The organism is Nitrincola sp. A-D6, assembly GCF_000764495.1.
GTDB lineage: Bacteria > Pseudomonadota > Gammaproteobacteria > Pseudomonadales > Balneatricaceae > Nitrincola.
The window spans coordinates 1-20,917 of sequence record NZ_JRLB01000082.1 but is presented as its reverse complement, the minus strand read 5'-3'; the positions used below and the strand labels follow the sequence as shown (position 1 = coordinate 20,917).

22 protein-coding genes and 1 pseudogene are annotated in these 20,917 nt (G+C 51.8%); 7 read left to right on the top strand and 16 right to left on the bottom strand.

The genetic code is table 11. The features are described 5' to 3' along the window. Positions 1 to 18 precede the first annotated feature (18 nt). Positions 19 to 438 (top strand): CopD family protein, encoded by a 420-nt coding sequence (locus tag LH51_RS13015; protein WP_036522763.1) that lies wholly within the window; start codon positions 19 to 21, stop codon positions 436 to 438. On the opposite strand, the gene LH51_RS19380 is transcribed toward LH51_RS13015, so the two are convergent. The 14 genes and pseudogenes from LH51_RS19380 to LH51_RS24340 all read right to left on the bottom strand — a co-directional run bounded on the left by LH51_RS19380 (position 388) and on the right by LH51_RS24340 (position 11,944). Further along, positions 388 to 1,722: a GGDEF domain-containing protein gene (locus LH51_RS19380; RefSeq protein WP_052063766.1), complete on the bottom strand. Its 1,335-nt coding sequence runs from the start codon at positions 1,720 to 1,722 to the stop codon at positions 388 to 390. The two genes, LH51_RS13015 and LH51_RS19380, sit on opposite strands and share 51 nt — an antisense overlap. Beyond that, the gene (locus LH51_RS20110) at positions 1,719 to 3,089 is read right to left on the bottom strand and encodes a substrate-binding periplasmic protein (RefSeq protein WP_081960814.1); all 1,371 of its coding nucleotides are present in this window, start codon (positions 3,087 to 3,089) and stop codon (positions 1,719 to 1,721) included. The genes LH51_RS19380 and LH51_RS20110 overlap by 4 nt, the downstream gene beginning before the upstream one ends. Before the next feature lie 143 nt (positions 3,090 to 3,232). Continuing rightward, positions 3,233 to 3,370, bottom strand: coding sequence for a hypothetical protein (locus tag LH51_RS20885; protein WP_160173730.1), 138 nt, complete (start codon positions 3,368 to 3,370; stop codon positions 3,233 to 3,235). 11 nt (positions 3,371 to 3,381) lie between these two features. Then, positions 3,382 to 3,849, bottom strand: a complete 468-nt coding sequence (locus LH51_RS12990) for a ubiquinone biosynthesis accessory factor UbiJ (protein WP_036522760.1) — start codon at positions 3,847 to 3,849, stop codon at positions 3,382 to 3,384. Between the two features lie 10 nt (positions 3,850 to 3,859). After that, positions 3,860 to 4,618, bottom strand: coding sequence for a bifunctional demethylmenaquinone methyltransferase/2-methoxy-6-polyprenyl-1,4-benzoquinol methylase UbiE (gene ubiE / locus LH51_RS12985; RefSeq protein ID WP_036522757.1), 759 nt, complete (start codon positions 4,616 to 4,618; stop codon positions 3,860 to 3,862). A 90-nt stretch (positions 4,619 to 4,708) separates the two neighbouring features. Then, positions 4,709 to 5,086, bottom strand: coding sequence for a gamma-butyrobetaine hydroxylase-like domain-containing protein (locus LH51_RS12980; protein ID WP_036522835.1), 378 nt, complete (start codon positions 5,084 to 5,086; stop codon positions 4,709 to 4,711). 96 nt (positions 5,087 to 5,182) lie between these two features. After that, a pseudogene (hslU, locus tag LH51_RS12975) lies at positions 5,183 to 6,509 on the bottom strand (ATP-dependent protease ATPase subunit HslU). Continuing rightward, on the bottom strand, positions 6,509 to 7,051 hold the full coding sequence (hslV, locus tag LH51_RS12970) for an ATP-dependent protease subunit HslV (RefSeq protein WP_036522754.1): 543 nt from the start codon (positions 7,049 to 7,051) through the stop codon (positions 6,509 to 6,511). The pseudogene hslU and the gene hslV overlap by 1 nt, the downstream one beginning before the upstream one ends. Positions 7,052 to 7,155: 104 nt before the next feature. Further along, a complete protein-coding gene (locus LH51_RS19375; RefSeq protein WP_052063765.1) occupies positions 7,156 to 7,839 on the bottom strand; it encodes an SPOR domain-containing protein in 684 nt (227 codons plus the stop codon). 3 nt (positions 7,840 to 7,842) lie between these two features. Beyond that, on the bottom strand, positions 7,843 to 9,600 hold the full coding sequence (argS, locus tag LH51_RS12960) for an arginine--tRNA ligase (RefSeq protein ID WP_036522752.1): 1,758 nt from the start codon (positions 9,598 to 9,600) through the stop codon (positions 7,843 to 7,845). 141 nt (positions 9,601 to 9,741) lie between these two features. After that, on the bottom strand, positions 9,742 to 10,032 hold the full coding sequence (locus LH51_RS24355) for a hypothetical protein (protein WP_327124987.1): 291 nt from the start codon (positions 10,030 to 10,032) through the stop codon (positions 9,742 to 9,744). Beyond that, entirely contained in the window at positions 9,995 to 10,231 is a 237-nt protein-coding gene (locus LH51_RS24350) for a hypothetical protein (protein ID WP_327124985.1), read from the bottom strand. Before LH51_RS24350 ends, LH51_RS24355 begins: the two co-directional genes overlap by 38 nt. Beyond that, positions 10,210 to 11,310, bottom strand: a complete 1,101-nt coding sequence (gene priA, locus LH51_RS24345) for a replication restart helicase PriA (protein ID WP_327125004.1) — start codon at positions 11,308 to 11,310, stop codon at positions 10,210 to 10,212. The genes LH51_RS24350 and priA overlap by 22 nt, the downstream gene beginning before the upstream one ends. A 73-nt stretch (positions 11,311 to 11,383) precedes the next feature. Further along, positions 11,384 to 11,944 carry a hypothetical protein gene (locus LH51_RS24340; RefSeq protein WP_327124983.1) on the bottom strand — a complete coding sequence of 187 codons (561 nt, stop codon included), beginning with the start codon at positions 11,942 to 11,944 and terminating at the stop codon, positions 11,384 to 11,386. Positions 11,945 to 12,218: 274 nt separating this feature from the next. On the opposite strand from LH51_RS24340, the gene rpmE reads away from it, so the two are divergent. Together rpmE and LH51_RS12945 are read left to right on the top strand one after the other, a co-directional pair. Continuing rightward, complete coding sequence (rpmE, locus tag LH51_RS12950; RefSeq protein WP_036522749.1) at positions 12,219 to 12,437, top strand: 50S ribosomal protein L31; 219 nt, start codon at positions 12,219 to 12,221, stop codon at positions 12,435 to 12,437. Positions 12,438 to 12,750: 313 nt separating this feature from the next. Continuing rightward, positions 12,751 to 14,016, top strand: coding sequence for a malic enzyme-like NAD(P)-binding protein (locus tag LH51_RS12945; protein WP_036522747.1), 1,266 nt, complete (start codon positions 12,751 to 12,753; stop codon positions 14,014 to 14,016). A gap of 110 nt (positions 14,017 to 14,126) precedes the next feature. On the opposite strand, the gene LH51_RS12940 is transcribed toward LH51_RS12945, so the two are convergent. Next, the gene (locus tag LH51_RS12940; RefSeq protein ID WP_036522746.1) at positions 14,127 to 14,360 is read right to left on the bottom strand and encodes a DUF1127 domain-containing protein; all 234 of its coding nucleotides are present in this window, start codon (positions 14,358 to 14,360) and stop codon (positions 14,127 to 14,129) included. A gap of 384 nt (positions 14,361 to 14,744) precedes the next feature. Then, a complete protein-coding gene (uvrA, locus tag LH51_RS12935; protein WP_036522741.1) occupies positions 14,745 to 17,573 on the bottom strand; it encodes an excinuclease ABC subunit UvrA in 2,829 nt (942 codons plus the stop codon). 293 nt (positions 17,574 to 17,866) lie between these two features. Between uvrA and LH51_RS12930 the strand changes: the two genes are divergently transcribed. The 4 genes from LH51_RS12930 to ssb all read left to right on the top strand — a co-directional run bounded on the left by LH51_RS12930 (position 17,867) and on the right by ssb (position 20,878). Beyond that, positions 17,867 to 18,526: a PDC sensor domain-containing protein gene (locus LH51_RS12930; protein ID WP_036522740.1), complete on the top strand. Its 660-nt coding sequence runs from the start codon at positions 17,867 to 17,869 to the stop codon at positions 18,524 to 18,526. A 26-nt stretch (positions 18,527 to 18,552) separates the two neighbouring features. Next, positions 18,553 to 19,596: a GGDEF domain-containing protein gene (locus tag LH51_RS19370; RefSeq protein ID WP_052063764.1), complete on the top strand. Its 1,044-nt coding sequence runs from the start codon at positions 18,553 to 18,555 to the stop codon at positions 19,594 to 19,596. Continuing rightward, on the top strand, positions 19,580 to 20,221 hold the full coding sequence (locus LH51_RS19365) for an EAL domain-containing protein (RefSeq protein ID WP_052063763.1): 642 nt from the start codon (positions 19,580 to 19,582) through the stop codon (positions 20,219 to 20,221). The genes LH51_RS19370 and LH51_RS19365 overlap by 17 nt, the downstream gene beginning before the upstream one ends. A 126-nt stretch (positions 20,222 to 20,347) precedes the next feature. Beyond that, complete coding sequence (gene ssb / locus LH51_RS12920) at positions 20,348 to 20,878, top strand: single-stranded DNA-binding protein (RefSeq protein WP_036522738.1); 531 nt, start codon at positions 20,348 to 20,350, stop codon at positions 20,876 to 20,878. Positions 20,879 to 20,917: the final 39 nt, after the last annotated feature.

Below are 20,917 nucleotides of genomic sequence, written 5' to 3'. Positions count from 1 at the left end.
TTGATTAAGGACACGTTGATGATGTTTTTATGGATTAAGCTGTTGCATATCCTGACCATGACCAGCTGGATGGCGGGTATTTTTTATCTGCCGCGCATCTATGTGCATTATGTAGAAGGCCGCGCTGCCGGACAGGATGTTGCACGTCTGGAGATTATGGCGCGTAAGCTGTTTGGTTTTATGTCTGTGATGGCAGTGCTGACGCTGATTTTTGGCTTATGGCTGTGGCTGGGCTATGGTTTTCGTGGTGGCTGGGTACATGCGAAGCTGATGTTCGTTGGCTTTTTGATTGGCTATCACGGCTGGTGCTTTGCCTATCTCAAGCGGTTGCAGGCGGGCAGGCTGACGCAGAGTGGTCGTTATTTCCGCTTATTCAATGAATTGCCCTTATTGATTTTTATACCGATTCTTTATTTTGTGTTGATGAAGCCGTTTTAACTTTCGGATGTTGTCGGATGATGCGGTTGCGTCCAGATTCCTTAGCCAGATAGAGACGCTCATCAGCCAGAAGCAGCAGTCTATCTGGACTGCTTTCATCTCGCATGGGTATTTCTGAGCTACGCCGATGCTGAGCGAGATGTGTTCACTGCAGCTGGAATAGGCATGTGGTAGATTGAGTTGGGTAATGCTTTGTTGTAACCGGCATGCCAGCTTGTAGGCGCCTTGCAGATCCGTGGCGGGCAGAATACAGACAAACTCTTCACCACCATAGCGGGCGACCAGATCGTCGGGGCGCGTTACGGTTGTCAGCATGGCCTTGGCAACCTGTTGCAGGCACTCATCTCCGGCGGCATGGCCATAATTGTCATTAAAGGGTTTAAAAAAATCGATATCCATAAAAATCAATGCGACAGGTAGCTGCTGTTCACGGGCCGTTTGCCATGTCTGTTCCAGGTGGGCATCAAAGTGGCGACGGTTGGCGAGTCCAGTGAGTCCATCGACACTGGAGAGGGTGTGCAGGTGATCACGCTGATCCAGGCCTGTCTGAAAGGCTTTTAGAAGGTCATCAAGACCCTTGACCAGGTGATCCAGTTCATCACCCTGATTGTACTTTAAATGCGGTCGGTTCCATTTACCCGGTGCTTCCGGGTTAACTTTTTGTAGTGCATTGTAAACACGCAGTAATGGTCCGGTTATCAGAAAGGCGAAAACCCAGACCATGATCAATACGATGCCCAGGGTTTTTAACAGGCTGAGGCTGAATATCAGTAGCCCGCGCTGAGTGAAGGTTTGTCCCAGTGTCTGTTGTGCCAGTGTCAGTTCAAGCTCACCAACCACTTTTCCTGAGTCACCCGACTGGAGACGATACTCCAGTGTTTGCTGGTAGTGGAGGATATCACCGAATAAGTGTTGGTAGAGTGGATTAGTGATCTGTTCGGCTTCTCCGAGACTATACATAATGCGTCCAAAATCATCGCGTAGTTCCACTTTAGCGATGGTTTCTCCAGAATAGAGGCCGGTGATTACCTGTTCAGCCAATTCCGGGTTAAGCTGAAACGCGGCTTCTGCTGCAGTAGCCTCTACCAGCTTGATCATTTGCCAGGTTTGGCTCTGTACTTCCCCACGCATACTGCGGACATCTAGAATCAGCTCAATGGAGCCGGCAATGAAACTGAGAGTCAGACCTGCCAGCAGTGTAGCGAAAGCCTGCTTAGTGGTCAGGCTACGTCGGCGGGATACACTTTTTAGGTGCGCACTGACGGGTTCTTTATCAGGTTTCACTCAGCACTTACCTCATCCTGAGTGGATTTTGTCAGTTCGGTCTGCTCTTTTAAAATGACCTCAAGCGTGGTTTGCAGCAGTTGTTTCAGACCAGGTGATAGGGTTTTATTGCAGGCCAGATAGAGCGGGACTTCATTAAAAACAAATAGTTTGTTCAGAGTGATTCCTTGTTGCTCAGCCAAGTATTCAGCTGAGGCTACACCTGTGACCCAAACATCAATCAGGTTGGCACTCAGGCGATTCAGGTTTTCGTGGTCTGTGGTTGCCAAAATCAGGCTGAGCCCTTGATCTTGCACATAGTTGCCTACGGCATCCTCGCGAAAACTACCGATGCGTAGCCCGACCAGATCATCCAGATTGTCTGCCTTAATTGTGGATGAGGCCAGAGAAAATGCACCCCACTGGTTGTTCAGCAAAGGCCCTATCCATTCAAAATGAGCGTTTCGCTCCACTGTACGTGTGGTTGAAAATACACAGGTATTTTCACGCATTTGTGCTTCGGTTAGGGCGCGTGCCCAGGGCAATAGCTGAAAGTCTGCGGTCAGTCCACTTCGCTGTAACAGGTTTTTAATCAATTCTGTAGCTGTACCCTGAACTTCACCCTGTGCATTGATGTAGTTATACGGTGGGTATTCTTCCGTGACTAATCTAAGTTGTGGCTGTGTGCTGCTGGCTTTATTTACGGCGGCTTGTAGTTGTGCTGTCAGGTCCGGATCAGTGTCAGAGTTAAGTGCAAAATACAGATAGGCTTCACTGAGCGTGTAGACAGGTTCGAACTCCTGTCGATCATAGCCACCGGTATCCATGAGCCAGAAGGCAACATCTTCACCATAGGCCCAGAGATCAACCCGGTTAGCATCCAACATGGCAAGGGCGCTGGTATTGTTTATTGCCGTGTGTATACGGGCGGGGTCAACACCCAGCTCCTGGAGCCGTTGGGCGCCAATATCCTCATGTATAACAACAATCTGCAGGTTGGACTGATTAAGCTCCTCGATGCTGTCAAGCTGAATTGCATTGGCTTTGTGTGCCATCAGCACGACGCGATCTGCTGAGATGGGGCCTGCCCACTGAAACAATGCTTCACGAGCGTCTGTGCGGGTGGTCGAGAAAAGTACGCTATTCGGGGTGTGGAGGACGGTTTCATAGCCCCGAGCCCAGGGCAAAAGTTCGATCTTTTCTCGATCCAGTTGCTGGCCGTTTTGCTCAAAGGCACTCTCCAGCAACTCTATGGCAATACCCTGCAATCTACCTTTCTCAGTGTAGTTGTAGGGTGGGTACTCTTCCGTTATAAATCTGAGCCTGTCCAGTCCGGCTTGTGCCGAAATAGCGAACATGAGACTCAGCAGAAACAACCAGTTACGCATAGGCTATCCATACCTGTATCTATGAGCGTAGTTATTATTGTCGTTTTAGAATAACTATTCGCTTATGTATCGTTTAGAAAATACACAATGGAGCCCTAATATACAAGCGCTTCTGGTGAGTTATTCTGATGGGTTTGTTTGAATTATGAGTGGTGGCGAAGTGTATTGATACGTGCTTCCAGACGTTCTGTTGCATCACGCAGTTGGTCAACCGCTTCCAGAAATCCGTCAATTTCAGCACGTGGAGGCAGGATGCGCAGCTCTTCTTGCAGGTATTCCACACTGTTTGCTGTCAGGCTGTGTTGTATGCGTCCAAATTGCTGCTTTTGAGTACGAAAAAACCTGCCAGAGGGTGAGCAAGCGTGTCTCCGACCCTGTCACCCAGCCAGGCTTCCCAGTCAATACTGAAGTCCTTCAAAATACTGCTGAAGGTTGTTGCCAGGCCGGTATCACCACTGATCTTGATACCCTTACCAAAAAGCTTGTCTGTGGAGTTTTCGCTGCTGGCCATCTGGATAAAATCCTGGGCTGCTCCACTAAGTGTAAGGTCGGCAGGGCTCTCACTATGCAATAGCAGGTCAAGACCGTTTGGACCAGGGTGCAGGGTTAGACTCAGCGTGGGTTGACTGATTTGCAGGCAAATCACTTTCCCCGTTAGTGCGGCAAGTCGCTGCAGAGTTACAGGGTCCTGTTGCAGTAGCTTGTTAAGGCTGGTTTCGGCGCTGCCCAGCAGGGCAGCAGAGAGCATCTGCACAGCCATGGTTTGTCCCTCAGGGTTTGATGCCAGTATGCAGGGCAACGACGCCCCCAGTCATATTTTCATAACGACAATTCACCAGCCCAGCCGTTTCCATCATCGATTTCAGCGTATCCTGATCCGGATGCATACGAATGGATTCAGCCAGGTAGCGGTAACTTTCAGCATCATTGGCAATCATTTTGCCCATTTGCGGCAGAATATTGAACGAGTAAAAATCATACAGCTTGGTCAGGGCTGGGTTCTGCGTTTTGGAAAATTCCAGCACCATGAGTTTGCCGCCCGGTTTCAATACCCGCTGCATAGAGCGCAGCGCGGCGTCTTTATCGGTCACATTACGCAGACCAAAGGCAATAGTGATGATGTCGAAGGTGTTGTCGGCAAACGGCAGGGCTTCAGCATTGGCTTGGATATATTCAACATTACCGGCTGTACCACTATTGATCAGCTTGTCTCGCCCCACTTTAAGCATGGAGTCGTTGATATCGGCCAATACAACCTTGCCACTTGGGCCGGTAATGCGGGAGAATTTTTTCGTCAGATCACCCGTGCCACCGGCTATGTCGAGGATGCAATGACCTGTACGCGCACCACTGCGTTCAATGGTGATACGTTTCCACAATCGGTGCACTCCACCTGACATCAGGTCATTCATGAGATCGTATTTACCGGCTACAGAATGAAAAACATCGGCAACGTGGCGCACTTTTTCCGCAGCCGGTATTTGCCGAAAACCGAAATCGGTGGTGTTGTCCTGATTATTTTCGTTCATGCTGTCTCTGCCTGTTGGGTTGATGGTGGCATTGTAGCGCTGACAAGCGGGTTTGTCCTCTTATAACCACGGGGTATTAACCACAGGGGGTTAACCGCGGGCAATCAACCCGCCATCACGTGAGCCACCGCTTTCAGCGAGTTTGGTCAGATAACGCTGCCAGTAGTCAGTGTGATTATGTGCCAGATCGTGCAGGTATTCCCAGGTATAGAGTCCCGAGTCATGACCATCGTCAAAAACTATTTTCAGGGCGTAGTTGCCACTGGGTTGAACAGAGCGGATACCTACCAGTTTTTTGCCGGTTTGCAGGGTTTCCTGTCCTATGCCGTGTCCGCGAACTTCGGCAGAGGGCGAGTGTACCCGCAGGTATTCGGCGGTCAGTTCGAAACTGCCATCGTCGTACACCAGTTCCAGTGTTCTGGATTTAAGGTGCAGGCGGACGTCTTTCGGTAGTGGGACCTGGATCATAACTGCTCCATTAAACGCCGCTCCTGCGCATCCATGCGCCTGCGGCATACCGTACATCCTGTACATGAAAGTCGGGTAGCCTGGCTGCCCAGGGGCTTACAGGATGTAGTGGCTCAGATCTTCGTTATGGCTGAGCTCAGCCAGTTGCAGGTCCACATACGCCGCATCAATAAGGATGCTGTCACCGGCACGATCCGATGCGGCGTAAGACAATTCATCCAGCAGACGTTCCATCATTGTATGCAGGCGGCGTGCGCCGATATTTTCAGTTTTTTCATTGACCTCGAAAGCCAGTTCAGCAATCCGACTGATGCCATCCTCTGAAAATTCGATTTTCACACCCTCTGTCGCCAGCAGTGCTTTGTACTGTTCAGTCAGTGACGCTGTGGGCTCGGTGAGTATGCGACGGAAATCTTCCGGCGTGAGTGCTTTTAGCTCCACGCGGATAGGCAGACGCCCCTGAAGCTCAGGAATAAGGTCTGAAGGTTTGGCCAGATGAAACGCACCGGAGGCAATAAACAGGATATGTCAGTTTTCACCATGCCATATTTAGTGGTGACAGTGCAGCCTTCAATCAGAGGCAGCAGATCACGCTGAACGCCTTCACGGGATACATCGGCACCACCGGATTCACCGCGTTTACAGACTTTATCTATCTCATCCAGAAATACGATGCCGTTTTGCTCAACCTTATAGACAGCCTGCTGCTTGATGTCATCTTCTTTGACCAAGCTGGCGGCTTCTTCATCAGTCAGCAGTTTTAAGGCTTCTTTGACCTTGATGCGGCGCGATTGTTTGCGCTGCTGACCCATGCTCGAAAACATGCTCTGCAGTTGGCTGGTCATCTCTTCCATGCCAGGAGGTGCCATGATTTCCACACCCATTTTAGGCTGGGCCACTTCAATATCGATCTCTTTATCGTCCAGCTGTCCTTCACGCAGTTTTTTGCGGAAAATCTGGCGTGTGGCGCTGTCAGTGCGCGCTTCATCGCTGGCTTGGTTGTCACGTGCCTGAGGTAGCAGAGCATCCAGAATACGATCTTCGGCCAGATCTTCGGCCTTGACACGGACCTTGGTCATAGCTTCTTCACGCACCATTTTCACGGCCATTTCCACCAGTCGCGGACAATGGTTTCAACATCACGGCCGACATAGCCCACTTCGGTGAATTTGGTGGCTTCTACCTTGATAAAAGGCGCATCGGCGAGGCGGGCCAGACGTCGGGCAATTTCAGTTTTGCCTACACCGGTCGGGCCGATCATCAGAATATTCTTGGGGGTGACCTCCGGACGTAATACTTCATCCAGTTGCATGCGGCGCCAGCGATTACGCAGTGCAATGGCTACGGAGCGTTTTGCCTGTTCCTGACCGACAATATGACGGTTGAGTTCGTGGACGATTTCACGGGGTGTCATGTCAGACATCAGGCGGTTCCTCCAGCAATAGATTCCAGCTGTTCAATGGTCAGGTTGTTGTTGGTGAATACGCAGATGTCAGCGGCAATATGCAGGCTTTTTTCCACTATCTCCCGTGCATTTAATTCAGTGTTAGCGATCAGCGCTTTGGCGGCTGCCAGCGCATAGTTGCCACCGGAGCCTATGGCGACGACACCATCTTCCGGTTCAATCACATCACCATTGCCGGAAATCAGGAAGGTTTTGTCCTTGTTGGCTACCAGCATCAGGGCTTCTAATCGCCGTAGGACACGATCGCTGCGCCACTCGCGGGCCAGATAAATCACCGCATTCACAATGTTACCCTGGTGCTTGTCGAGTTGTTGCTCAAACAGATCCCTGAGGGTGATAGCATCGGCCGTACCGCCAGCAAATCCGGTGATAACCTGATGTTTTGCCAATACGCTGACTTTGCGTGCTGTGCCTTTCATGACAGTGTTGCCCAGTGAAACCTGGCCATCACCGCCAACGACCACCTGATCACCTCGGCGGACAGAAACAATAGTTGTCATAATTAATCCATTCCCTAGTGCGTTAATCCTGTTGATATGGATGCGCGGACCGGTATTTCAAGTGAAAAACGCCCCCGTCTGTAGAAATTTCCACCCCTGGCGGTTTAATCCAGCGGTATAGGTAAGGGAGTGATCCCCAGGCTGGTTAACTGATTGCGAGCCCGGTTCAGCTCGGTGCGGTTGTTGAATGGACCGGTTCTGACGCGATACCAGATGCCATTATCACCCTCTACCCGGGAGGTGTGTACATTGGGCAAGCCACTTAATAGCAGTTGTACACGCATGCGTTCGGCATCGGCTTCGGCTCGAAACGAGCCGGTTTGCAGCAGGTGTCGGGACTGCGCTTCAGGCGCGTCGCGCGGGGTCGAATGGTAGACATTCTGAGGGCCCTGTACTTCAGAGCGGGGCAGTATGTCGTAGAAATCAAACCGTGCTTCCGGTGCTTGTGGCGGAGGCGGCATCTCAGGTGTTTCAGCACCAGGTGCTACCACGGCAGGTTCTGCCGGCAAGGCGGGAGTTACCTGCACAGGCTCTGCTGGCCGCGAGGGGGCAGCGGGCTGTGCAGGTTGGCGCACGGGCTGGGTGTCCGTGCTGGCTGGCCCCTGAGGGCCGGTGGCTATGAGCATTTTCAGCAGATAAATCAGCCCGACCAGCGCGGCTGTCGTCAGCAGGGCTCTGGGCCACCAGGATTTGCGTCGGGCGGGTGGCTTAGACGGTTGCCGCTTGGGAGCCGAGCGGCTCGCTGAGGTACCGCGACGTCGCTTCTGGGCGTAATCCTGTCGGGCCATGGATTACATTTGCTCCGGTGCAGAGGCGCCGAGTAACTTCAGCGCATTAGCTAGCACCTGACGTACCGCTACGCTGAGCGTTAGCCGGGCGTTGCGCAATTCAGCCTCATCGATGAGCATTTTATGACCGTTATACCAGGTGTGATAGTCGCCAGCCAGCTCGCGCAGGTAGTTGGCCAACAGGTGCGGTTCATAATTCAGTGCCGCATTCTGTAACACTTCCGGATAAAGTGATAGCTTAGTGATCAAGTCTTTTTCCGCTTCGCTATCCAGGCGCTTGAGTTCCATCAGGCCCTGCTGCTGATCCCACTGCTGTCCTTCAGCTTCCAGCTTGCGTAGCACGGAGCAAACGCGCGCATGTGCATACTGAATATAGTAAATCGGATTGTCTTTTGACTCAGTTTTGGCCAGTTCGAGATCAAAATCCATGTGCTGCTCGGCTTTACGGGTGACGTAGAAGAAACGACAGGCGTCCTTACCTACTTCATCGCGCAACTCACGCAGAGTGACAAAGGAGCCGGAGCGGGTCGACATTTGCACACGCTCGGCACCGCGGTAGAGGATGGCAAACTGCACCAGTTTCACAATCAGACGCTCAGGATCGTAACCCAGTGCGGAGATGGCGGCTTTAACGCGGGTGATATAACCATGGTGGTCGGCACCCCAGATATTGACGACCTGGTCAAAACCCCGGTCAAACTTGTTCATGTGGTAGGCAATATCGGATGCGAAGTAGGTGGTCTGACCATTGGCGCGGCGCACAACGCGGTCTTTGTCATCACCGAAATCGGTGGAACGAAACCACAGATTGCCTTCGGCCTCATACAAGTGGCCTTTATCCTGCAGAATATTCAGTGCGGTATCGACATCACCGCTGTGGGTCAGGGAACGCTCAGAGAACCACACCTGATAATCCACACCAAATTCACTCAGATCCTGACGTATATCGCCGAGTATGGCATCCAGTCCGGCGTTGAAAATCAGTGTGTAATCATCACCCAACAGGTGTTGCGCACGTTCAATCAAGGCATCAATGTGCTGATCCTTGTCGCCGCCCTGAGGTTCATCCGCTGGGAGGTCAGCAAATACCTGTTCGGTGGATTGCTGAAAGCGTGGGCCATGATCCTGCAGCAGACGGTGGGCTATATCGCGAACATAATGCCCCTGGTAGCCATTGCTGGGGAAACTGAGTTGAGCCTCCAGTTCTTCCAGGTAACGCAGCCAGACGCTGGCAGCCAGAATGTTCATCTGCCGCCCGGCATCATTGACATAATATTCCCGCTCAACTTCCAGACCTGCCGCTTCAAGTAGATCGGCGACTGTGGCACCGTAAGCGGCTCCACGTCCGTGACCGACATGCAAGGGGCCAGTAGGGTTAGCTGACACAAATTCCACCTGGACACGTGGGCCGGAGTTGGGTTCGGCGCGGCCAAAGGCTGTGCCCTGACTGAGAATGTCACCGACTACAGTGTAAATAGCATCGGGATTGATAAAAAAATTGATAAAGCCGGGGCCAGCAATTTCAGTTTTAACCACCTTGTCAGAAGCCGGAAGTGCCGCACAGATTTTTTCCGCCAGTTGCCGGGGGTTGCATCGAGCGGCTTTTGCCAGCGTCATCGCCAGATTGCTGGCCAGATCACCATGGGCTTTGTCACGGGTGTTTTCGATATGAATTTCCGCTTGGGCATCCGGCGGCAGGGTGCCCGCCTGAATCAGTGACTGAATCGCTTGGTTAAGCAGGTCGGCTAAATGTGCTTTCATGAGTCTTCCGTTGGGTGGCAGTGTTCCGTACCGGACAGCGGTCGGATTGGACTAAGCGGACATTATAATTCGTCCGGTGGTGTGAATGCCAATCTCTGAGTGCATCCAGTGACCCGTTTGCCGATCTATTCAGCTATTAAATCAATAACTGTCCAGTGGATCGACATCAATTGACCAGCGTACCTTGTTGCGCGCTTTGTGCTGAACTAAAAAAGTCAGTATGCGCAGGAGTAACTGGTGCAGGTCACCGCGTTGGCGACTTTGAATCAGTAATTGCGCCCGATACAGTCCGGCACGCTTTTCCATGGGTGACGGGAAGGGGCCAGACCAGTGGCTGCCAGCGGGTGCGGCGAGTTGCTGTTCCATCATCTCGCGTATGTCGCGCAGAAAACCTTCAGCCCAGCCCTGGCGTGTCGCTTCGGCACGAATCAACGCATGAAAGCTGAAGGGGGCAGGCCGCGGCTTTACGCATTTGTAGTTCTGAGGCGGCGAAGGCGCTGTAGCCTTCACGAATCAGTGCATTCAGCATGGGATGGTCCGGGTGGCGGGTCTGCATCACAACTTCCCCAGGGTGGTCGGCCCGACCGGCACGCCCGGCTACCTGCAGGACTAATTGTGCGGTTTTTTCCATACCGCGAAAATCTGCACTGAATAACCCGCTGTCGGCATCCAGCACGGCGACCAGGGTAACGCGGGGAAGTGATGGCCCTTGGCCAGCATCTGCGTACCAATCATAATGCAGGGCTTGCCGGTATGGATCTGAGCCATAAGCCGGCTCATGGCATCCTTGCGTGCGGTGCTGTCACGATCGATTCGCAGTACGGGAGTTTTAGGGAAGCGTTGACAGAGATAATCTTCAGTACGTTCTGTGCCCGCGCCTGATGGGCGCAGATCATCACTGCCGCATTGATTGCAGCGTAAGGGTATCGGGGTTTGCCGGTCGCAGTGGTGGCAGTGCATGTGGGGTGGCGAGCGGTGCAGCGTCATACGCGCATCACAGCGGGTGCACTCATTCACAGCACCACAGTTATGGCAGATTAATGAAGGCGAAAACCCCCGGCGGTTAAGAAAAATCAGCACCTGGGTGTCTTGTGCCAAGTGTGTTTCGATGCGCTGTGTCAGGCTGTCGGACAGGCCGCAATTGAGTGTTTCGCCACGTATATCCAGCAGCTCAAATGCAGGCGGCATCGCCTTGCCAGCTCGCGTGGTTAACAAACTGTGGCGATAGCGGCCGCTCAGTGCGTTTTGCAGACTTTCAAGTGAAGGGGTGGCGCTGCCCAGTACCAGAGGAATATCTTCATGTTTTGCGCGTAGTACCGCCAGGTCGCGTGCCGAGTAACGAAAACCATCCTGCTGTTTAAAGGATTGATCATGCTCCTCATCGACAATGATCAGGCCAGGATAGCGCATCGGCGTAAAAATGGCGGAGCGAGTGCCGATGAGAATGCGCGCACTGCCTTCTCGTGCCATTAGCCAGGCATCCAGACGCTGCCGGTCAGTCAGTCCGGAGTGCAGGGCGACAACCGGCACCTGAAAGCGGGCTTTGAAACGTGCCAGTGTCTGCGGTGTCAGGCCGATCTCAGGTACCAGAATCAGGGCTTGTTTCCCTTCTTTGAGTACCTGTTGGATGGCTTGCAGGTAGACTTCGGTTTTGCCTGAACCGGTGATCCCTTCAAGTAACAGGGTGTTAAACCCTGAACCTGCTGCAATATCCTGTAATGCCTGGTGTTGTTCTGCATTCAGTGTCAGCGGCGCTTCTTTTAAAATGTCGCCCTCTTCACACTCACCAGCATGCAGGGGGTGGGTGATGGATGAAGTCTTCAGCCAGTCCTTTATCCTTCAGGGTTTTTAATAAGGGGACAGGGAGCGATTCTACACGCAGCAGGTCGGTACTGACCCCCTGGGGGTTGCGCAGCAGTAACTCCAGTAGTTCACGTTGGCGCGAGGCTGATTTGGACAGCGCGTCAAGGCTGGCGCCTTGCGCTGCCCGCCAGAGTGTTTCATGCGCAAATTCGGTAGGCTCACCTTTGCGCAGCAAGGCCGGTAAGGCCTGAGACAGCGCATCACCCTCCGGATAGGCATAGTAACTGGCCGCCCAGCGAGATAAATAAAACTGCAGGCTGTCGAGTACTGGTGCAGCGTCCAGTATGGCCTTCGCAGGTTTGAGCTTGTCCAGCGGAAACTCGGAATGCTCGGGCAGTGCCGTGATGATACCAATGACCTCACGTTGGCCAAACGGCACGCTTACACGGCAGCCGACCTGCGGCTTCAGGTTGCCGGAAAGCGGTGGCCGGTAATCAAATAGCCGGTGCAAAGGGGTGGGAATGGCGACTCTAAGAATCAATCAGGGCTCTCATTTTGGCTGATGGTTGGACGCTAACAGTCTAAATTCTTTTGGCTGGCGATAAAATAGCCTTTTTAGGTTGCGGGATGTACAGCCTGGCCGTATAATTTCCGCCCTTGTAATTGTACGGGTGGGTGTGCCCTTTTCAGCGGAGTGTAAAATCTCGGCAGAGCGTAAACCTGTCCAACCCTTGTTAGTGCGGTGCCTGGCAATTTGAAGCAATAGATCCTTCCGATCAGGTGGCGGCACATCAATAACTCCATTGAGGTTCAAAATGAAAGCTGGTATCCATCCCGAATATACTGACATTACCATCACCTGTTCTTGTGGTAACGTCATGCAGACCAAATCTACTTTAGGTGATAGCTCTATGCTGGTTGACGTGTGCAGCAGCTGCCACCCTTTCTACACAGGTAAGCAGAAAGAAGCGACTACCGGCGGCCGTGTGGACCGTTTCAACAAGCGTTTTGGTGCCCGTTCACTGAAAAAGTAACGCTTACACTGGTAATAAAGTTTCTCAAAAAGCATCCCCCGCGGATGCTTTTTGTTTATGTACAGGATGTACGGTATACCCAAAACACTCGCTCCGCTCGCGGGGCAGGCCCTGCCGCGGGCGCATGGATGCGCACGACTGCATGGATGCAGGAGGTAGTGCAACGCAGGAGCAGTTGCCGAGGAGCGGCGCGCAGCACAGTGATTGTGCAAAACCGGGTGTTTATGCACCCTTAAAGGGCGGTTGTTGTCAACATGGCTTTTGGTTATGATGCAAGACCGTTTAACTACAACCTTAGTTGGAATCTGCAACCATGTCTCAAGATTTTAAGCAAGCGGCTCTAGATTACCACGAGTTTCCTCGTCCCGGTAAAATCAGTGTTGAGCTATCAACAGCTGCAGAGACGGCTCATGATCTCGCATTGGCTTACTCACCTGGCGTAGCGGAGCCGGTACGTGAGATCGCCAAAGATCCTGAAGCGGCCTATCGTTATACAGCGAAGGGTAACCTGGTTGCCGTAATTTCCAATGGGACTGCCATTCTGGGCCTGGGTGATCTGGGTCCACTGGCATCCAAACCTGTCATGGAAGGCAAGGCACTGTTATTCAAGCGTTTTGCCAATATCGATTCTATCGATATTGAAGTAGACGCTGAAAGTCCACAGGCGTTCATCGATACGGTCGCCCGTATTGCGGAAACCTTTGGCGGCATCAACCTGGAAGACATTAAAGCACCGGAATGTTTTGAGATAGAGCGTACGCTGATTGAGCGTTGTAATATCCCGGTATTCCATGATGATCAGCACGGTACCGCCATCGTGACGGCTGCCGGTATGATCAATGCGCTGGAGCTGGCTGGTAAAAAGCTGGATGAAGCGTCGATTGTCTGTCTGGGTGCAGGTGCTGCCGCCAGTGCTTGTATGAAGCTGCTCATTAACATGGGCGCGAAAGTCGAGAATGTATATATGATCGACCGCAAGGGTGTGATCCACTCTGGTCGAGCTGACCTGACTGCCGAAAAAGCGGCATTCGCAACGGAAACTGATAAACGTACCCTGGATGATGCCATCGAGGGCGCAGATGTATTTTTAGGTCTGTCTGGTCCGGACCTGCTGTCACCTGAACAGCTTAAGAAAATGGCGGATAACCCCGTTGTCTTCGCCTGTGCTAACCCTGATCCTGAAATTCGGCCGGAAGTTGCTAATGCAGCCCGTCCTGATGTGATCATGGCTACAGGACGTTCTGACTTCCCCAACCAGGTTAATAATGTACTGGGCTTCCCCTTCATTTTCCGTGGTGCACTCGATGTCCGTGCATCAGCGATTAATGAAGAAATGAAAGCTGCTGCGGTGAAGGCGCTGGCCGGTTTGGCTCGTGAACCTGTTACCCAGGAAGTGCTGATAGCTTACGGTTTGCAGTCCCTGGAATTCGGCCGTGATTACATTTTGCCAAAAGCAACTGATTCACGCCTGCTGGGCCGTATCTCTTATGCGGTTGCACAGGCTGCGATCGATAGTGGTGTGGCGCGTTTGCCCATGCCAGAACACTATCCAATTCGTAGTGAAACTGAGTTGGCTTGAGAGCTGGCACTGATCTGAATCAGTGTTGAGGTATAAAAAAACCGCTAGGGGTGATTAAACGCCGTTAGCGGTTTTTTATTGGCGGATACAACCGTTAGAACACCAGCGCATCAGCGTTTCTGTACAACAGGAGCCGCTGTGTGTTGGGTGGAGTCTTCCACAACATGCAAGGCTCTAATAGTCAGGTTATTGGGGGTGTCGCTTTCTTGTGGCAATCTCTGGCTTGCATCAGGGTTCAAGCCCACATCTTTCAACAAGCGTGCATCCAGGTGTGCAATACTTTGCCGCGTAACAGCACGGGTAAAATAGCTTTGCAGATGGTGTAACAGTTTCAGCGGGAACATCTCTATCTCCTTTCAAAAAGGGCCGGAGATATCTTCTGAGTCTGGGGTGGTGGGAAGTGCACCGGAGGCCGCGAAGATATCGCGGCCGGAAAAATCAGATCACAGCACGCGAGACACGAGAATTCGCCATCAGCCAGCGATTGGCGACGGAAATTCGGGTATTCGGGCGTTTGTGCATCTGAGTCATGGGTGTCGTCTTCAAAGTAAAAAAGGTCTGAATGTTTTCAGACCTTCTTTTTCTAACATTTCCGCGCTGCTGTCAACCGCTTAATTGTCGTGATGACACTTAACGCCATGGACGGCGTGTATGCAGAAAACGCAGGAGCAGTTTTCTGCTAATGCCATGGACGGCGTGTATGCAGAAAACGCAGGAGCAGTTTTCTGCTAGCGCTGCAGTAGTGGCTTCAGGAAGCGGCCGGTATGTGAGCGTTCCACTTCAGCTATTGCTTCAGGCGTACCTGTAGCAATAATTTCGCCGCCGCCTTTACCCCCTTCAGGACCCAGGTCAATGACCCAGTCAGCGGTTTTGATCACATCCAGGTTGTGTTCAATCACCACAATGGTATTGCCATGGTCGCGTAGCCGATAGAGCACATTCAATAATTGCTGAATATCATAGAAATGCAGACCGGTGGTAGGCTCATCCAGAATATACAGGGTTTTACCTGTATCACGTTTGGACAGTTCGCGTGACAGCTTCACCCTTTGCGCTTCACCGCCTGACAGGGTCGTCGCGCTTTGACCCAGACGAATATAGCTAAGCCCTACATCAATCAGGGTTTGCAGCTTACGCGCCAGTGCTGGAATGGCATCAAAAAATTCCCGCGCATCCTCCACGGTCATGCTCAGCACTTCATCGATAGTTTTGCCTTTATAACGCACTTCCAGTGTTTCGCGGTTGTAGCGTTTGCCGTGGCAAACGTCACAGGGTACAAAAATATCCGGGAGGAAGTGCATCTCCACCTTGATCACACCATCCCCCTGACAGGCTTCACAGCGGCCACCTTTAACGTTAAAGCTAAAGCGTCCGGGTTTGTATCCGCGTGAGCGGGCTTCCTGGGTGCCAGCAAAGAGTTCGCGGACCGGGGTGAAAATGCCCGTGTAGGTGGCAGGGTTGGAGCGTGGTGTGCGTCCTATCGGGCTTTGATCTATATCGATGACCTTGTCAAAATGGTGCATCCCTTCAATCCGGTCATGTTCAGCGGCTTCCAGTGTAGTGGCGTGGTTTAGCTCTGTGGCGGCAATAGGGTAGAGCGTACTGTTGATCAGCGTAGATTTACCCGAACCAGACACCCCGGTAACACAAGTGAGCAGGCCAACAGGGATTTCCAGAGTAACATCCTTCAGGTTGTTGCCGCGTGCGCCGATCAGGTGTAAAAACTTATCAGGGTCAACCGGATAGCGTTGTGCGGGTACTTCAATACAGCGGACCCCAGAGAGGTATTGGCCTGTTATTGAGGCCGGGTTGTCCATCACCTCTTGTGGTGTGCCTGCCGCAATCACTTTACCGCCATGTACACCGGCGCCTGGTCCTATGTCGATGACATGATCAGCCAGGCGTATGGCATCTTCATCATGTTCCACCACGATCACCGTATTACCCAGATCACGCAAATGCCTCAGTGTTTCCAGCAGGCGGTCGTTATCGCGTTGGTGCAGACCAATAGAGGGCTCATCGAGAATATACATAACCCCGACCAGTCCGGCACCTATCTGACTGGCCAACCGAATACGCTGGGCTTCTCCACCGGACAGGGATTCAGCGCTGCGATCCAGGGATAAGTAGTCCAATCCGACATTGACCAGGAAAGACAGGCGTTGGCGGATCTCTTTCAGGATTTTGTCAGCAATTTCACCCTGTTTGCCGCTCAGCTCCAGTTGATCAAAATAGGCCTTGCTGTCACCTATGGCCATACGCACGATTTCAGGCAGGGTGCGTTCGTCAATATACACATGCCGGGCTTCGCGACGCAGACGGGTACCATGGCAAGAGGGGCAGGGCTGCATATTCAGGTATTTGGCCAGATCTTCACGGACCATATCCGATTCAGTTTCTTTATAGCGCCGCTCCAGATTGTTCAGCACGCCCTCAAAGGGGTGATGCTTGCTGACACGCGTACCGCGATCATTGGTATAACTGAACTCTATCTTCTCTGCACCGCTACCGTGCAGGATCACCTTCTGCTGCGCCTGGGTCAGATCGCGGAAAGGGGTGTCCATATCAAAGCTGTAATGATCTGCCACCGCTTTGAGTTGCTGGAAATAGTACAGACTGCGTCTATCCCAGCCGCGAATGGCTCCCTCTGATAGCGTTAACGAAGGATCGTGCACCACCTTGACCGGATCAAAGTACTGTTTGACGCCCAACCCGTCACAGGCAGGACAGGCGCCGTGCGGATTGTTAAACGAAAACATCCGCGGTTCCAGCTCTTGAATACTGTGACCACAGACCGGGCAAGCAAAGCGGGCGGAGAAAATCAGATCGTCCTTACCTTCATCTTCCATCCAGGCGACTCGGGCGATGCCATCGGTCAGATTCAGCGCGGTTTCAAAGGATTCGGCAAGACGTATCTGCAGATCGTCACGTACCTTGAAGCGATCAATAACAACTTCAATGGAGTGTTTTTTGTTCTTATCCAGCGCGGGGGCACTGTCCAGATCAACAATAATGTCATTGATGCGCGCGCGCACAAATCCCTGTGAACGCAGTTCGCTGATAGTGTGTAAGTGCTCACCTTTGCGACCTTGTACCACTGGAGCCAGCAGCATCATTTTGCTGCCTTCAGGCAAGGTCAGTACCTGATCTACCATCTGTGAAACCGTTTGTGCCGCCAGTGGCAGGTCATGGTCGGGGCAGCGTGGCTCACCGGCACGCGCGTAGAGCAAGCGCAGATAGTCATAGATTTCGGTGATGGTACCAACAGTCGAGCGTGGGTTATGCGAGGTGGATTTCTGTTCAATAGAGATGGCCGGAGACAGGCCTTCGATATGATCTACATCCGGTTTTTCCATCATCGACAGAAACTGACGGGCATAGGTAGATAACGATTCTACGTAGCGGCGTTGCCCTTCAGCATAAAGGGTATCAAACGCCAGCGAGGATTTGCCGGAACCTGACAAGCCGGTGATGACGATCAGCTTGTCCCGGGGAATATCCAGGTCGATATTTTTCAGGTTATGGGTGCGCGCACCCCGTACCATTATTTTATCCATTACCGCTCCGGTGACAGTGCAAAAACGAGTATTATAAGCCTTTAGTTCGGATTTTACATGGACGGGCTGCGTTCAATGACGTCATGTTCACTACCAAGTCGAAGGATTCTGGGTTCATCAAGCCCCACAAACCCAGGGAGTCAATTATTTAGATATTTGACAAGCTCAGGTTGAGTCATAACCTTTCATGTATTGTTGATATATTTAGTAGCAAAAATGTCTCCATGCTTCAGTGCGCCTGCGCTAGTCATCAGCCATATTAATGATTAATAACATGGGAGCCTGAAGCATTGATGAGGTCGTTACGGAGTCGCCTTTCGCTGCTGGTTGGTCTGATAACCTTGCCCGGTTACCTGGTCATCTCTGCTGATATGTTGGAGAACCGACAGCAGGCATTATTAAATCTTGAATATCAAGTTGAGGTAACGGCTAACGAACTGGCTGCATTGCAGCGCAGAATTCTCATCGACACCGAAGCCTATCTGACTCATCTAGTGCAATTACCTGAAGTGCAGAATCCGGCGGCGCCTGCCTGTGGTGAGTTTTTGGCAAAAATACTCAAACTCAATACGCAGTTCGTAAATCTCGGGGTTCCCCTGGCCAGCGGTGATCTGCTGTGCAACGCCCATCCGTTGAATTACCCTGTCAATGTATTTGACCGATCCTATTTTCAGGAGGCGTTGACCAACAGGCGTTTCTCTATCGGCACCTTTCAACTTGATCGCGCCGCTAATACAACCAGTATCAATTTCGGCTACCCAGTCACCGATTTAACCACTAATGAGGTGCGCGGGGTTGCTGTTGCTGTTGTGTCGCTGGCCTGGTGGACTCAATACCTTGAATCCAGCAACTTGCCGGAATCCAGTACGGCATTTATTACCGATAGTCAGGGCACTTTGATAGCCAACTATCCTGCCAACCTTCTGAGCTGGGTGCAACAGTCACGGAAATAAATGGGCAGTCTCAGGCGGAGCAGTTGATGGGTAAAGACGGCATCAAGCGGATGAAATACTCCATTCCACTGCTGCATAACACTGATGAGGAATTATTTGTTGTGACCATCGGCGTACCGACAGAGGCCGTGTTAAAGCGTATCAATCAGCGCTTTTACCTCTCATTGCTGCTGTTTTCGCTGGTCATGTTGAGTATCTACCGAATCAGCACCCGGTTGCTTAAAAATGGAGTGCTTACACCGATCGAAGCGCTTACAGATGCCAGTCGTAAGCTGCAGCGTGGTATTTTCGAGCCGAGTAAAGCCAATGAAGGTGTTGTTGAGTTGATGCAATTAAAACAGCAGTTTGAACAAATGGCCGAAACGCGGCTGGAGGCCGAACGGCAGATATGGCTACAGGCCAATATCGACGCTCTGACAGCGCTACCGAACCGCTATATGCTTAACTACCAGTTATCCCAGGCACTCGAGCGTGTAAAACATGAAGAGCAACAACTTAGCCTGTTGATGCTTGATCTGGATAACTTTAAGGATATCAATGATACCCTTGGTCATGACGCCGGTGACAAGCTGCTGCGTGAAGTCGCCGGGAGACTAAAAAGCATAATCAGGGAGCCAAATCTGCTGGCCAGACTTGGAGGCGATGAGTTTACTATTGTTCTCACTGATTTCAAACACCTCACCAACCCTATCGATGAGCTCTGCGAACAGATCCTTAAACTGCTTGCAGAACCTATACAAGTAGATCAGCATCGACTCTTCATCACCACCAGTATCGGGGTTGCCATCTACCCTGCTGATGGAAAAACCGTGGAGGAGTTACTCAAATCTGCAGATCAGGCAATGTTTGCTGCCAAGCAGGAGGGTCGCAACCGGCTCAAGTACTTTGACCCGATAATGCAAGAAGCGATTCTGCATAAACGTGAGCTGATCAGCGATCTACGCGATGCCATCGACACAGAGCTGATCGTCTATTATCAGCCATTCTCAACTGTAAATCACAGCACATCACTAAAGCAGAAGCCTGATTCGCTGGCAGCACCCGGAAAAGGGTTTGATCAGTCCAGCTGAGTTCATCCCTCTTGCTGAAGAGTGCGGGCTGATTATCGCCATTGGGCAAAGAGTATTTGATCAGGTGTGCAAGGATATCCCGGCACTGAAGCAGACATACGGAGAGAGCTTTCAGGTCAGCATCAACGTTTCCCCGATACAGTTTGCCCATGAAAAAACCCAATTGACCGATTGGGTTAACCGTCTCGATGCACAACATTTGCTATGCAGTGACATTATTATCGAGATCACAGAGGGCGTTATGCTGGACCCCAATTGTGAAACCATCAAAAAACTGATGGTGTTCAGAGATCGTGGTGTGCAGGTGGCATTGGATGATTTTGGCACTGGCTATTCATCTCTTGCCTATATTCATCGATACGATATCGATTACCTGAAGATAGATCGCTGCTTCATTAGTAACCTCAGTGCGAATTCGGATGCGTTAGCCTTGTGTGAGGCGATGGTACTCATGGCGCATAAACTGGGTATTCAGGTTGTAGCGGAAGGTGTCGAAACAATCGAGCAGGCCGACCTGATTCGGAGTGTCGGCTGTGACTTTATTCAAGGCTACCTGATATCAAAACCACAGCCACTTGAGGTGCTGGTTGCAGATCATAAGGGAGCCAGGGTCACTTATACCTAGACCTTTATGAAAAATTTAGCTTAGCTGTTCAGCCTAAACCTAAGCTTGTGTTATTCTCATCCAACCTACAAAGGTTGGATGCAGGGAGCACCAACATGTAGAACATTTTACGATTTGGAGAGAACAATGGCACGCGGCATCAATAAAGTAATCCTGATAGGCAACCTGGGCCAGGACCCGGAAGTTAAGTACATGCCATCAGGCAATGCAGTTACCAACCTGACTCTGGCAACCAGCGATACATGGAAGGATAAGCAGACCGGACAGCCACAGGAAAGAACCGAATGGCACCGGGTGGTATTCTTCAATCGTCTGGCTGAAATTGCCGGTGAATACCTGCGCAAAGGCTCGAAAGTGTATATCGAAGGCGCTTTGCGTACACGTAAATGGCAGGATCAGAGTGGTCAGGACCGTTACACCACCGAGATAGTAGCCAATGAAATGCAGATGCTGGATGGCCGAGGCGGTGACAGCGGCGGCGGTAATCAGGGCGGTTACGCCGGTAACCAGGATCCAATGGGGTATGGTCAACAACCGCAGCAGCAATCACGTCCTGCGCCTCAGCAGTCTCGTCCGCAAAACCAGCCTGCACCCCAGCAGCAGCCTGCCCAACCGGCACCAGGGTTTGATGACTTTGATGATGATATTCCGTTCTAGACTGACTCTTAGTCTTAGCATTTTGTAACGTTTATGAAG

Bases quoted from the DNA above. Each gene is read 5' to 3' on its own strand.
- LH51_RS13015 (WP_036522763.1), top strand. From the start codon at position 19: ATGATGTTTTTATGGATTAAGCTGTTGCATATCCTGACCATGACCAGC.
- LH51_RS20110 (WP_081960814.1), bottom strand. From the start codon at position 3,089: ATGCGTAACTGGTTGTTTCTGCTGAGTCTCATGTTCGCTATTTCGGCA.
- LH51_RS12990 (WP_036522760.1), bottom strand. From the start codon at position 3,849: ATGGCTGTGCAGATGCTCTCTGCTGCCCTGCTGGGCAGCGCCGAAACC.
- ubiE (WP_036522757.1), bottom strand. From the start codon at position 4,618: ATGAACGAAAATAATCAGGACAACACCACCGATTTCGGTTTTCGGCAA.
- LH51_RS12980 (WP_036522835.1), bottom strand. From the start codon at position 5,086: ATGATCCAGGTCCCACTACCGAAAGACGTCCGCCTGCACCTTAAATCC.
- hslV (WP_036522754.1), bottom strand. From the start codon at position 7,051: ATGACAACTATTGTTTCTGTCCGCCGAGGTGATCAGGTGGTCGTTGGC.
- LH51_RS19375 (WP_052063765.1), bottom strand. From the start codon at position 7,839: ATGGCCCGACAGGATTACGCCCAGAAGCGACGTCGCGGTACCTCAGCG.
- argS (WP_036522752.1), bottom strand. From the start codon at position 9,600: ATGAAAGCACATTTAGCCGACCTGCTTAACCAAGCGATTCAGTCACTG.
- LH51_RS24350 (WP_327124985.1), bottom strand. From the start codon at position 10,231: ATGGAAAAAACCGCACAATTAGTCCTGCAGGTAGCCGGGCGTGCCGGT.
- rpmE (WP_036522749.1), top strand. From the start codon at position 12,219: ATGAAAGCTGGTATCCATCCCGAATATACTGACATTACCATCACCTGT.
- LH51_RS12945 (WP_036522747.1), top strand. From the start codon at position 12,751: ATGTCTCAAGATTTTAAGCAAGCGGCTCTAGATTACCACGAGTTTCCT.
- LH51_RS12940 (WP_036522746.1), bottom strand. From the start codon at position 14,360: ATGTTCCCGCTGAAACTGTTACACCATCTGCAAAGCTATTTTACCCGT.
- uvrA (WP_036522741.1), bottom strand. From the start codon at position 17,573: ATGGATAAAATAATGGTACGGGGTGCGCGCACCCATAACCTGAAAAAT.
- LH51_RS12930 (WP_036522740.1), top strand. From the start codon at position 17,867: ATGAGGTCGTTACGGAGTCGCCTTTCGCTGCTGGTTGGTCTGATAACC.
- LH51_RS19370 (WP_052063764.1), top strand. From the start codon at position 18,553: ATGGGTAAAGACGGCATCAAGCGGATGAAATACTCCATTCCACTGCTG.
- ssb (WP_036522738.1), top strand. From the start codon at position 20,348: ATGGCACGCGGCATCAATAAAGTAATCCTGATAGGCAACCTGGGCCAG.